Here is a 13,254-nt window from a genome sequence, read left to right as displayed (position 1 = left end):
TATCACCCAAGCTAAGGATTCAATGGGCTGAGACGGTGGCGGCAGAAACGAATATGGATCGCATGTCTTGGACAGATGGCCGAGATCCCTTCAGGTATCCCTGCAACAGGAACCGAAAGGCTCCATCAAGACGCATGTAAAGTAGCTCTTGTGCCGCACGATCCACCGCCAAAGGAGCCATCATCCCGATCAAAAGCTCTTCGATTTCTGAAACAACCGGCTCAAAGGTTTCGTCAAACATGGCTTGATTGCGAATGTCGTACCAAAGCCTGTGAAGTTCCGCCTCTTGCTGGATTGTTTCAGCCAGTGCGTTGCAAAACGCTTTCATCGCCTTGTCCGGCGCGTCGATCCCTTCGACGGCTGAGGTCATCAACTCCACGAACTTGAGTTTGTATTGACGGACACAAAAAACAAGTAGCTCGTCCTTATCTTCGAAATAGTAGTGCAGACTGCCGAGCGACATTTCTGAATGCGCGGCGATGTCGCGCAATGTGGTGCGCGCGTAGCCATAGACTTTCAGCGCGTTAATCGCGCTTTCGGCGATCTCGCGTTTTTTCGCATCGCGCTTGCGGGCCTTATGAGACTTGCGGTCCGCAAGCTTGTTTATGGGTGCTACTTTATTCATCCAAAACTACCTTGGTCGTCCCGTGGCCCGAGCCAGCAAAATCATTCAAGTTGGCAATCAAAAAAGGCTGATCCATCAGTATTTTACGCATTTCTGACTTTCCCGAAAACACGGGCCCACCCTTTGGCAGGGTGGACCAATACGCTTACGCGCGGATCAGATCCGAAGCTTTTTCGCCGATCATCACGCAGGGCGCTTGGGTGTTACCGTTGGTGATTTTCGGCATGATCGAGGCATCGGCCACGCGCAGGCCAGCAATACCGTGCACGTTCAGTTCGGCATCAACGACCGCCATTTCATCCGAGCCCATCTTGCAGGTACCTACCGGATGATAGATTGTCTGTGCATTACCTCGGATCCAGGCGCGTATGTCGTCATCCGATTGCACAGCGGCCCCAGGAAAGCGCTCTGCGCCGCGGAATTCATCCATGGCAGGTGACATCAAGATCTTACGAGCGATCTTCACACCTTCGACCATCACATCGAGGTCTTTCTCGTCTGCAAAGGCGTTTGGATTGATGTTGGGTTTGTCCGCCGGGTCACTGGAAGCCAACGTTAGATCGCCAACAGAGCGAGTTCCCACAACCCCCGGTAGCAATGTGAAACCTTCTGACCCATCGCTGGGGTTTCCGGCACCGTCTGAAATGAACCAAGTGGGCGCGAAGTGAAATTGAAGATCCGGTGCAGGTGCATCATCCATAACCGTCAAGTAGCCGCCGGCTTCGCCGATGTTTGAGGTCAAAAGACCCATCCCCTTCTCCATCAGCAAAGCGCCTTGAGCTTCGTCGGTCGCATGGGCCAGTGTCACCGGCTGAGTACACTCATAAGCCACTGGTGCCATGTAATGATCCTGCAAGTTCTTTCCGACACCAGGCAGGTCGTGCACAACGTTAATGCCAATCGCCTCCAACTCGGCCTTAGGGCCAATACCAGACAGAAGCAAGATTTGCGGTGACCCATAGGCTCCTGCGGACAAGATCACTTCTGCATCAGCCTTCACTTCAAGTATTTCATCACCGGCCTTGAAACGTACCCCAGTACAGCGACCATCCTCGATGATCAGGTTCTGAACATGCGCTTCGGCCTGAATCACGATGTTGTCGCGTTCCAGCGCAGGATGCAGAAACGCGCCTGCGGTCGATTTACGGAAACCACCCTGCTGTGTGACCTGATACAGGCCAAAACCTTCCTGTTCTCCACCATCATTGAAATCGGTTCGTTCGGCGTAACCCGCCTCTAGCGCCGCTTTTACCATTGCCTGGCTCAGCACATTCGGATCGCGCTGGTCCGCTACATTCCAAGGCCCGCCAACGCCGTGGTTTTCGTCCGCGCCGCGTTCATTGTTTTCTGACCTTTTGAAGATCGGAAGCAAATCTGCGTAACTCCAACCTGGGTTGTCCTTGCCCCAATCATCAAAACAGGCAGGGTTGCCACGCTTGTAGATCATTGCATTGATAGAAGTAGACCCGCCAAAAACCTTGCCGCGTGGGCTATAAAAAACCTTCCCATCCGAATGCTCTTGCGGCACGGTGGTGTAGCCCCAATCAAGATCGCTCAGGAACAGATTTGGGAAGGCTGCCGGAATATGAATGAACTGGTTTTCATCTGCAGGTCCAGCCTCTAACACCAACACAGATTTGTCCGCGTCTTCGGAAAGTCGCGCTGCCAATGCACATCCAGCTGCCCCGGCTCCGATGACAATGTAATCGTAGCTTTCTGCGGATTGTGCTGCGGCATGACGCGCACCCAAAGCCAATGGCGCAGTGACCACCACACCCAATGCTGCGCTCTGACGCATAAACGCGCGGCGCGAAAGTTTTCCCGCACTGAAGGACTTTTGCAGTTTTTCAAGCTTTTCTTGCTTCACGATTTCCTCCCAAAATCTCAGCGCCAAGGCGTCGAATCCGTGTGGCGCACAAAAATTGAAACAATTTTTTGGACGCCTGTACAGGTTTTTAGTTCAAAGTATGTATGGTACCTCCTGCTAGCGAAGCAGTTTCTCTTGTCTGGTGGTACGAGAGATCGCATCCGCAAGTAGTCGGAAAACTACACGCCATGTGGCCGTGCTATTTGAGCAAAAGATAGCGAATTGCTTTTCTGAGTCTTACCTGTCTGAAAGAAGTGTTCTTGGAGTCAAAACAGCACTGTGAACTTCCTTTTAAATGCGTTACCTTCCAAACGCTGGACCTTAGGATCACGCACACCTAATCTGTCGGACCGGCAGTGTTATCAAAGGTCGTGCTTCCCTTTAGACGGGTATTCAATCGTGGCCTAAGCGGTCAAATCCAGCTGTTCAAAGTCTAGTGCAAAACGCGAGAAAAGACTGAATAAAGCGCTAGCCATTCAAAGCTTTATCAGAGGATTTTTCCGCTAACAAACCGCCGGCGGCGATCAAGCCAGCACCCACCCACCCCCAGAGATCGGGCAAGCTATCCCAGATCAAAAAACCGAAAAGGATCGCCCACAGCATTCCGGTATACTCAATCGGCGCCAGTACACTGACTGGTGACTTTGAGCACGCCGAGGTGCGAAAAAACACACACAAGGCTCCAAAGAAACCCAGCATACCGACAAGCCATACGTCGGACAAACCAGGAAGATGGTTTTCACTTGGAACCAACAGAAAGGCCGCGGCAAAAACCATGAGATACTCATATCCTGTGATTGCTTCTGGACTATCTCGGCGTGAAAAGGCACGTGCTGTAATCAAGCCTAAAGCACTGCAAAGCGCCGCTGCCATTGGGAACAAAGCAGCGGCGTTGAAGCCCAAGTCAGGCGGGCGTATCAAAAGTGAAGCACCCACTACACCCAAGACAAGTGCAACGAATTGCGTAAACCCTGGGTGTTCACGGAATGCTAGAGAGGACAAGCACATCGAAAAAATTGGGGCGACCATGAATATCATTGTAACCTCGGCCAGCGGAAGCGTTTTTAGGCCAGAAATGAAAAAGTACATTGTTCCTAGTGTCAGCAATCCCCTCGCAAGCAAAAGCGGCCATCTTGGCGAAGCTAATGAACGCCAATTCCGGGGCGCAACGAAAGCGCAGAAGAATAAAAGCCCAAAGGTGCTTTCAAACAGAATGATTTGAAGCTCGGAATACGACTGAGCCAATACCTTTGCAACGGCATCCATCGCCGACATAAAGAACACGCCAAGCGCGAAATAAGTGGGCCCATTGGTGTAAAATCGCGTCGGTTTTTGTTCTTTGCTCATGGATCGAGCTGATCAAAAATTGACGTACGCTCGAGGTAAAACTGTGCCGTGAACCGATCAGGTTTTGCTTGTAAAAATACGTCCATCTCCTTCAGCATATCGATAGCGTCGCTTTTCTTTTGATCGACCGCATTGTGCTCGATCCATCGCTCAAGCTTTGACAGCTCATCGGGTTGAAGTTCGTGCAGTGCGCCGAGTTGGATCATAGTTTTGTAAGAGCGACTGGAGAAATACTCTTGTTTCATAATCTCCAAGAGCTTATCCGCCGTTTGTCTGGGAATGATCGCGTTTTCAGAAGCGGCATCAAGTGTTGCTCTGATATTTACAAGTGGCTCGGATAACGCAGGGTAGTTCAGTTCTGCGGGGCCATGGTTCAAAGCCACTTCATCGTCGCGCATCAGTCGACCATCCCGGTAGCTTTCAAAAATGCGCCCAACACCCTTCATGCCAAAACTATGCAGCTCAGCGGCCCGCAAAGCACCCATGCTGGAACTGCCGAACACGTGAATTCCCTGATCAAGAGCTAATAGAATTTCCTTGTGCAGGACGGAAGGAGTGAACTGGAAGTACCCGTCAATTATTCCAATTGCCAGCGGTTGGAGGGCGACCACGTTCATTACGTCACCCTGAGCGGCCGGCGGTAGATAGGTCGCATCGAGAACCTGTTCAGCTTCGCTTTTCTGAATGGTGGGGCCACAGAAAACAAAAACGGTCATTGTATCAACTCAGGCGCATTTTGGGCTCGTAAACCCGGTTGATAGCGTGGGTCGTCATGCGGCCCTTCCAACCCCGGTACGAGGACCCGAACCACAGCGATGTGATCCGAAACATAGTCGGCCGTTATGTCGATGAAGCACGCTTCTTTGAATCCGGAACCAATCAGGCGCGATTGAATCTGGTCTAAATCGTTTTCGGGCGTGGTTGTATCTAGTGACTGCCTTGATGCGAAACTCTGGTTTCCGGGCCGAGCAATGGTTTCTCGAAACTGCATTTCCGAGTAGTAATCCTGAAGCAAGTCATCTCGAGCGCCTGTGATTAACGTTAGCCGTTCTTGGGCAGCTTCTGTCAGAGCGCGGGACAATGCTATTTCCCGACAGACGTGGCATCCTGCGCCCACGGTAGGGCGTGAAAGCAAAACAGGAACATTTCCTTTTTCGCATGCCCAGACCAAATAGACAGGTACGCCGATCTCAGAAGTCACATCCCAAATGGCCAGATCTATGTCCGCGTTTTCAAATTTACGAATTGTCCGACACAATCCCACATCGTCTATGGTCTGTTGATCGATGCGCCGTGCATCACGCAACTCCCAGGGCAAATGCGACCAAAGCGCAACTGCGTCTCGCTCAATAACCTCGCACAGCCCGTGAATTTTTGCTTCGGCTTGCGAATTTCCCGAGGCAAGACCATTTGAGGTTGAAAGGAAAAACCCACTTCCTGGTGGCAGAGGCCGCGTATAATTTGTGTGGACCAGTTCGTAAGGAACCCATGCACTTCCCCCATCTGCAAATAAATGCATCTCTATCCAGAGATTTGGTGCAAAAGAATCAAAGCTCATTCTGTTGCTTAACGGCAATTGGTCTATCTGTGCGACGTTGTGTGTGTATCTGATGTCTTCAAAACAAGCATGAATCACGGGCGACACGATACGTTCGGCGTGAAAAACCTCGATGGATTCCATTACTGCCGATGCCATCGCAGCCTCTTGGGTAACGCCTTTTCCCTGCGATACAGCCATCGATCGTGAATTTGGTCTGCAGACGACCGTTGTTGGAAGTCCTACGCGATCCAGACCGGTTACGTCAGCAATTCGAGTTATTCCGAAAACAGGAAAAAAATCTCGCATGAGTTCGACGGTCAGCGCAGGCGGACGGATGCGATGTGTACCTTCAAAATACTGTTTCAAGGTTAGACTCCACCCCTCTTCCAGGGACACGCAACAGGGCACAACAGCTGTTCGCACCTGCAATTAGTGTTGGCTCAATCGTCCTGAGCCAACACTCAACCGTGTTCAGTTCCTTACTTTAACTGGTCGGCTGGATTTTCGCACCACATTGGGCCGGATCAATTCTTGCTCCAAGCTGTGTTGGATCAATTTTAGCCCCATATTGGGCAGGGTCGATCTTTGCGCCACATTGGGATGGGTCAATCTTTGCGCCAACCTGAGAAGGATCAATTTTGGCCCCAAACTGTGTTGGGTCAATTCTCGCCCCGTGCGGAGCAGGGTCGATCTTTGCGCCACGTTGGGATGGGTCAATCTTTGCACCCACCTGCGAAGGATCATCGCAATGAATTTTGCTGGTGGGTTCTTTTTCTTTAAGGGAAGTTGACTTCAAAGCGGGCTTCGCTTGCATCCTTGCCTGACTGATTGCGATCAATTTGCCGTTTGGTGCGCGAACAATTCTTTGAATAACAGACATTTAACTTCTCCCTTGATTGTTTTGATACCTCTGTTGGTTTTCACCCCAAATCACTGGGGCACCTTCCTCTACCACAAATCCCGCCCCCAATCACCAAGCCGCGTATCGGGCTTTACACGGAGGCCTTTTGAAAAAGGTTTCGTTGTAAGGAGCGATGTTGTTCCAGAACGCGACAAGCGCGCCGCTCGGAAAATCTTACTAGACTTACCGCCCGATACTTTCTGGTTCTGCAATTCAGCGAAACCAGAATTCCGTTGCAGTGCCGACCTCAGCCATCAATAGTATACGTGCAGCCATGTACTTGCGGATAAGCGAGCATCGGATGAAAAAAACGGCCCAGTTACTTAGTGTTCTGATCGCCCTTGGATTGGTGGGTTCTGCAGATGCGCAATCTGACCCACCGGCGCCCAGCGTGGTGGTAGCTCCTGCAAAACTGGAAGAGCTGCAGAAGCAAGATAACTTCGTCGGCCGTGTGGTTGCTGATCAAAGTGTCGACCTTCAGGCCAGGGTGGAAGGCGTTCTGCTTGAGGTCAACTTTATCGAAGGGGGGGCCGTTACAAAGGGCGATGTCTTGTTTCGCATTGAGAAACGGAAATATGCGGCCAGTGTTGAAGGCGCACAGGCTGCTTTGAAAAGTGCCCAGGCTTCTGCGCTCAGCGCCAAAACGGAACTCGACCGGCAACAGAAGCTTTTTGAGAAAGGCGATGTTCCACAGTCCGTTCTGGACACAGCCAAGGCGGCCTTTGACGAAGGTCAGGCTTCGGTGGATGAGGCGCAGGCCAATTTGAAGATCGCACAGATCGCGCTGGATCTTACGGACATCATCAGCCCTTTGGACGGGCGGATCGGTTTGTCGGCGATTGATGCAGGGAATATCGTCAATACCGACAGCGGCGTTTTAGCGACCGTCACAAGTGTTGACCCTATTCTGGTCAGCTTTTTTGTCAGTGAGCCTGTATTGCTGCGCGAACGCCGCAATGGATCGATTTCCCCCCAGGGTATCAAGCTTGCGACTCGGATCACCTTGGCAGACGGTCAGGCCTACGAGGCAGAAGGCAAGGTGACGTATGTGGGCGACAGTGTTAGTCAGGACACCGATACTATTGAGTTGAGGGCCACATTCTCAAATGCCGATGGGCTTCTCATTCCTGGGCAGTTTGTCAACGTCACGCTCAGCGGTCCGGAAGACACCAAGGTGTTGACCGTGCCGCGCAATGCGGTTCAGTTCGATAAGCAAGGTTACTTCGTGTTCTCTGTCGATAACAAAGACATCGCTCATCGTATTGATATCGAAATTGGCACTCAGACAGCAACCAGAACCCAGGTAAAATCCGGCTTGAAGGACGGAGATCGCGTGGTCGTGCAGGGGTTGCAGAAAATTCATGACGGCCTTCTCGTGAAACCGGTCGATAGTCAGAGTTAGGGCTTGGCTTGGTCTCTCACTACTTCATCAATCGTCCGCATTTTGCTGCAGTCATCGCGATTTTGATGGTTCTCTTCGGCGCGGTTTGTGTGCGTCTTTTGCCTATTTCCGAATATCCGAACATTACGCCGCCGCAGATCTATGTGTCCGCAAAGTACCCCGGCGCAGATGCGCAGGTGATACAGGAATCGGTGGCCACGCCGATCGAGGAGCGTGTGAACGGAATCGATGGCATGTTGTATATGAAGTCCAAAAGTTCGAACGATGGCAGCTATGTTCTGAGTGTTTCGTTCGAGTTGGGAACAGATCCCAATGTTGCAGCGGTCGAGGTACAAAATCGCATCGCGTTGGCAAGCGCAGAACTGCCTTCCGTTGTTCAACAACAGGGGATCGAGGTCACCAAACAATCCGGCAACATGATCCTTGTGATTAACCTGACTTCACCGGACGGTTCACGTGATGAGCTGTATCTGAGCAATTACGCGGCCGATTTCCTGCATGATCCCTTGCAGCGCCTGAAAGGTGTGGGTGGGGTCAAGCAGTTCGGTCAACTGGAATACAGTATGCGGATCTGGATCAACCCAGTTCGTATGGCCGCGCTGAACGTGACTGCGTCAGAGATCGCCGATGCAATAAAAAACCAAAACGTTGTCGCAGCGGCTGGTCAGGTTGGCGCTCCGCCATTTGGCGATGCTCGTACGGATTTCCAGTTTAAATTGCGAGCTGAGGGCCTGTTGCGGAGCGCGGAAGAGTTCGGCAGGATCATCGTTTCCACTGGTGATGATGGGTCGATAACCCGGCTGGAGGACATAGCGCGGATCGAGCTTGGTTCGGCCACCTATAGCGGTTCTTCGCTACTCAATGGCAAGGATACAGCGGCCATCGCCGTTCATCAGGAGAGCACCGCCAACGCGCTTGAGATTTCAGACAGCGTCCACAACCTGATGGGTGAATTGTCAAAAAAGTTTCCCGAAGGAGTCTCGTATGAGATCACGTATGACGTCACTGACGCCGTGCGAGTTTCAATCGAAGACATTCTTAAAACTCTGGCGCTGACCGCAGGACTGGTGATTGCGGTCACGTTTCTCTTTTTGGCCAGCATCCGGGCGACCATTGTTCCGGCAATTGCAATTCCTGTCTCTCTGCTGGGCGCAATCGCACTGATTTATGCGATTGGATTCAGTGCAAACATGATCACGTTGTTTGCATTGGTCCTCGCCATCACCCTTGTGGTCGATGACGCGATAATCATCATCGAAAACGCCGAGCGGATCATGACCGAAGAAAGGCTTGAGCCGCGCGAGGCGACGCTAAAAGCGATGTCACAAGTCAATCGCCCGATCATTGCAACCACTTTTGTGCTGGCGGCTGTTTTTGCGCCGGTTTGTTTTTTCCCCGGCTTGACTGGAACGATCTATTACCAGTTCGCGGCGACAATTATCTTCGCTTTTGTACTTTCAGCGGTGAACGCATTGACCCTGGCCCCGGTGCTGTGCGCGATGGTCCTGAAATCAGGTATGCAACCGATTGGTCCATTGCGTTTTGTGCCGTTGGCGGTTTCATGGGCCAAGCGGCAGTACATGCGTTTGGTGTCGTGGATGTTAAGATACATTGCGGTTTCACTGCTTTTCTTCGCCGCCTGTGTCGGGACGACAATTTATCTTTTCAGAACTGTGCCAACCGGCCTTATCCCGCAAGAGGACAACGGCGTTCTGCTCTCGGCCATGACGCTTCCGGATGGCGCTTCACTGCAGCGTACAAAGGCCTTTATGTCCAAAGCCGGAAAGGTGATCGAAAATGCACCCGGAGTGGACACTGTCACTACGGTGTCCGGGGCGAGCATGCTGGCAGGTGGCCGGTCGAATGTCGGTATGGCGATTGTTACTCTTAAGCCGTGGGACGAACGCACCAGCCCGGGTCTGCACTGGGATGCGATTATGCGGGACTTGGACCAACAACTGGCCACATTACCAGAGGCGGAAAGCTATGTGTTCCCGTTTCCCACCATCCACGGCCTAGGATCGGCGGGCGGGATATCGGTCGAGCTTTTGGAGTTTGAAAAAGGGGACGGTGTGCAACTGGATGCGGTGATGAACGCATTCGTCACCGCGTTGAACGCCGCACCCGAATTTACCCGCGCACATGGTAGTTTTTCGGGTCAGACACCACAGTATCATCTATCCGTGGATCGGGACCGGGCCGAGACACTGGGCGTAAGCGTTTCTGACATATTTACGGCGCTGCAAGCCAATCTCAGCTCGTTTTTTGTGGACAATTTTATCGTGTCCGATCGGGTCTATTGGGTCGTCATTTCAGCTGATGCGCCATTCCGTCAAACACTGGAGGATGTGGACAATATCTACGTCAAAAACAGTTCGGGCGAGTCGCTGCCGTTACGAAGTTTCCTGAGCAGTGAGCCAGTACTCGCCCCAGACACGATCCCTCGGTACAACCTGTTCACTGCAGCGTCTGTCAGCGCGCAATTGGCCGAAGGGGTCAGTTCAGGTGCGGGTATCAAAGCAATTCAGGAGATTGCAGACAAAACGCTGCCGGACGGCTTTGGGATCGAGTGGTCCGGTGTGACACAGCAAGAAGTAGAGTCTCATGGCATGGTGCCATTTATCATGCTGTCTGCCTTGATACTGGCCTACTTGTTTCTGGTGGTTCTGTATGAAAGCTGGATATTGCCCTTATCGATCATCACGTCGGCCGTCTTTGCATTGCTGGGCGCGCTTATTCCATTGGCGCTGTTCCCGTTTTTGACAAGCAACATATTCGCGCAGATTGGTATGGTTTTGCTCATTGGGCTGGCGGCCAAAAAGGCTATCATGGTTGTTGAGTTCGCCAATCAGGAAAGGCGTTCCGGCACCAGTATTCGTGAGGCAGCGATTAAGGCTGCCGAGATTCGGTTTCGCCCCGTCACGATGACGGGCCTGTGTTTCATCGTTGGAGTTCTGCCGTTGGTATTGTCCAGCGGTGCCGGCGCAGAGGCGCGCGTGTCCATCGGTTACCCGGTACTTTTTGGCATGGTGGTGGATAGCACATTGGGTCTTCTGATGATCCCCGTACTCTATGCTGCGTTTCAGACGCTAAGGGAGAAGCTGGTACAGTCCGATTTGTTGCGATAGCTTGCTTGTTTTTCGTTTCGCAGCCTCAGTTCAGGGAAGGCAGTGTTGCTGCGTTTTTTACAATGCAGCGCTTCCTTTATTTTCATTGGATGGAGCAGTGTTTCTGGCTGTTTGCCAAATAACTCAGGTGTCGGGATGGGTATGAAAACTGCGTTTTAGGCCCAAAACAGGAGCATGCTTCACTGTTCCTCTAAGCTAGCGCGAATTTGCTCAATCGATCGTGCAGCAAATTTTCCTGACAGTGAGTCATCTACCATAGCCTCTAAAACAGAAAGAGCCGGAGTTGCTGCCCCACCGATTTCACCAAGTGCTATAGCTGCTTCTTTCCGTACGAAGACCGAGCGGCTGTCTAATAGTTCTATCAGTTCGGGAACCGCAGAAGCGGCTTCAGCTCCAAACAACGACAAAGATTGCGCAGCGGCGCGCTGCTTTTTGGCATCTCCGCGCGACAAGTCGGCTTTGAGGCTAGCCACCGTAGTTCCCGGGGGCAGCGCGGCCAACTGTAGGCCTTTGTTAAACCGATTGTTTAAGTACCGATGTTCTCCTACCCACCGAACAATGAAAAAATACTCCCGGACGTTTTCTTGAAGAGCCCCGGCGTGCTCTCCCTTTTGCCACTGGTCAATCATATTCCTCGCCGCGCGACGGTCACCGTTTAAGGCCAGTATTGAAGCCGCAAAGGGCATCAGTTCAACAGCTTGTGGGTTACGATCCAGCTCCTGCATGATCGTCGTTTCTGCGTTGGCAAGATCATTCATTGCAAAGTATGCGGCACCTGCAAACAGGGCATAGTGGCTGGGATATGCCGGGTCCAGACGCATCGCAGCTTGAACAAAAGCAAGGCCTTCCTCTGGTTCACCACTCGCAATCAAAGCCCATCCCATTGCTAAATGTGCCTCTGGATCACTGGGTTGTATCGCGATAGCCTTCGCGGCCTCCTGTCGGGCTTCGCCCGTACCGCGGCTTGCTCCTTCGGCGTTATCCCAATCAGGAAGGTTAAGATTCACAATTGCTCTAATGACGTGGATCAATGCGGTGTTCTGCTGGGTGACTTCACGGTAGTATTTGTAAAACAACCCGATATGCATTTGTTCGCCGGAGTTGGTGAACCCTTTCCAGTGATGAAAAATGTGGGGTCGTAAATGGGCCAAAGCCAGCGTTGCCCAAGCGCGACCGTAATTGGGATCCAAATTTACTGCGTTTTCAAAGTGTGGGATTGCGGCGAGGTTGTCTTGTTCATTGAAACGGGAATACAATTCCCACCCGCGTTGAAAGGCTTCACGCGCTTCTACAATCTCGGTTTCAACGTTTTCAATCGCATTTCTTTTTTGTGTGTCGAGCGGAACATCCAACTCCTTTGCTATTGCCAAGACAATAGTGTTCTGAACTCCAAAGATATCGTTGGCCGCTCCGTCGAAACGTTCCGCCCAGATTAGCCTTCCAGTCAGAGTGTCTGTCAGACGAATGTTGACACGAAACCCTGCATCATTGCTTCTAAGGCTTCCGTCGACAACGTATCTTACCCCCAATTTCTCGGCAAAACTTGCGATTTCGATCTTGCTATCTTGAAACGTGAAAGACGTGTTGCCAGAGATTACGAAAAGTCCGGAAATGCGCGACAAATCGGTGATCAAGTCTTCGGAAAACCCGTCGATCAACAACTTGTTTGAAGCATCATTGGTTAAGTTCGCTATGGGCAACACGGCGATCGAGGGTTCATCAGGCAGCGGGAAGGCCATTTGAGCTTGTGAAGCGCGAAATTGGCGAACTGCACTGTTCTTTTCCCAGATTAGTCCAATAGCCGCTAAGCAGGCAACGGCTGCTGCCAGTATCGCTGTTCCTACCAACCATTTTTTCTTCGGCTTTTTTGAGGAAGGTGACGCACCTGTTTCGACACGGTATGCCGCAACACGCTCAGCTATGTTTTTGACTTTCTGAGGACCAATTGGAATGAAGGTGAAGGGCACTTTGTTCTGGACGTAACCAACGATTGATTGCGAGGCGATAATGCCACCTGGATCTGCTAGAGATTCGAGGCGAGCCGCCACATTCACGCCGTCGCCAAGGATGTCTTCACCATTTGAAATTACGTCGCCGACGTTTAATCCAATCCGAAACAAGATGGCACGTTCGGGCTCAATTTTGGAGTTTCTCTTGGTGAGTTCAGATTGAATCTCAACAGCAGCGCGAACTGCATCCACCGCACTGCGGAACTCGATAAGAAAGCTGTCACCAGCGGTGTTCGCGATGCGGCCGGAAGTTCTTGATATTACAGGTTCAATTACTTCTTCGCGGAGACGTCCAAAGTCCGAGATTGTACCTTCTTCATCCAGGCCAACTAACTTCGAATAGCCAGCGACATCGGCGGCTAGGATAGCGGCTAATCGACGATTTGGTCGGCTCTCCATGATGACCTAGACTATCAGCAGGAGATTTCCGTGGGA

Annotated in this window: 9 protein-coding genes; 2 read left to right on the top strand and 7 right to left on the bottom strand. The window is 51.8% G+C overall.

The features are described 5' to 3' along the window. Positions 1-19 precede the first annotated feature (19 nt). The 6 genes from ACR0EV_RS11145 to ACR0EV_RS11120 all read right to left on the bottom strand — a co-directional run bounded on the left by ACR0EV_RS11145 (position 20) and on the right by ACR0EV_RS11120 (position 6,259). A complete protein-coding gene (locus ACR0EV_RS11145) occupies positions 20-625 on the bottom strand; it encodes a TetR/AcrR family transcriptional regulator (protein ID WP_480800140.1) in 606 nt (201 codons plus the stop codon). Between the two features lie 145 nt (positions 626-770). Then, positions 771-2,492, bottom strand: a complete 1,722-nt coding sequence (locus ACR0EV_RS11140; protein ID WP_480800139.1) for a GMC family oxidoreductase — start codon at positions 2,490-2,492, stop codon at positions 771-773. Between the two features lie 468 nt (positions 2,493-2,960). Further along, positions 2,961-3,839 carry a DMT family transporter gene (locus tag ACR0EV_RS11135; RefSeq protein ID WP_480800138.1) on the bottom strand — a complete coding sequence of 293 codons (879 nt, stop codon included), beginning with the start codon at positions 3,837-3,839 and terminating at the stop codon, positions 2,961-2,963. Then, on the bottom strand, positions 3,836-4,555 hold the full coding sequence (locus ACR0EV_RS11130; protein ID WP_480800137.1) for a TfuA-like protein: 720 nt from the start codon (positions 4,553-4,555) through the stop codon (positions 3,836-3,838). Before ACR0EV_RS11130 ends, ACR0EV_RS11135 begins: the two co-directional genes overlap by 4 nt. Then, positions 4,552-5,745, bottom strand: coding sequence for a YcaO-like family protein (locus ACR0EV_RS11125; RefSeq protein ID WP_480800136.1), 1,194 nt, complete (start codon positions 5,743-5,745; stop codon positions 4,552-4,554). Before ACR0EV_RS11125 ends, ACR0EV_RS11130 begins: the two co-directional genes overlap by 4 nt. 118 nt (positions 5,746-5,863) lie before the next feature. Beyond that, entirely contained in the window at positions 5,864-6,259 is a 396-nt protein-coding gene (locus ACR0EV_RS11120) for a hypothetical protein (protein WP_480800135.1), read from the bottom strand. A 322-nt stretch (positions 6,260-6,581) separates the two neighbouring features. On the opposite strand from ACR0EV_RS11120, the gene ACR0EV_RS11115 reads away from it, so the two are divergent. Then, positions 6,582-7,682: an efflux RND transporter periplasmic adaptor subunit gene (locus ACR0EV_RS11115; protein ID WP_480800134.1), complete on the top strand. Its 1,101-nt coding sequence runs from the start codon at positions 6,582-6,584 to the stop codon at positions 7,680-7,682. Between the two features lie 8 nt (positions 7,683-7,690). Next, a complete protein-coding gene (locus ACR0EV_RS11110; RefSeq protein ID WP_480800133.1) occupies positions 7,691-10,810 on the top strand; it encodes an efflux RND transporter permease subunit in 3,120 nt (1,039 codons plus the stop codon). 179 nt (positions 10,811-10,989) lie between these two features. Here the strand turns inward: ACR0EV_RS11110 and ACR0EV_RS11105 are convergent, their stop codons facing one another. Further along, a complete protein-coding gene (locus ACR0EV_RS11105; RefSeq protein WP_480800132.1) occupies positions 10,990-13,218 on the bottom strand; it encodes a HEAT repeat domain-containing protein in 2,229 nt (742 codons plus the stop codon). Positions 13,219-13,254 lie beyond the last annotated feature (36 nt).

Source organism: Ruegeria sp. CF8 (genome assembly GCF_056537285.1).
Note: the sequence above shows the minus strand (reverse complement) of the source record. Positions and strands in the feature narration are given on the sequence as shown.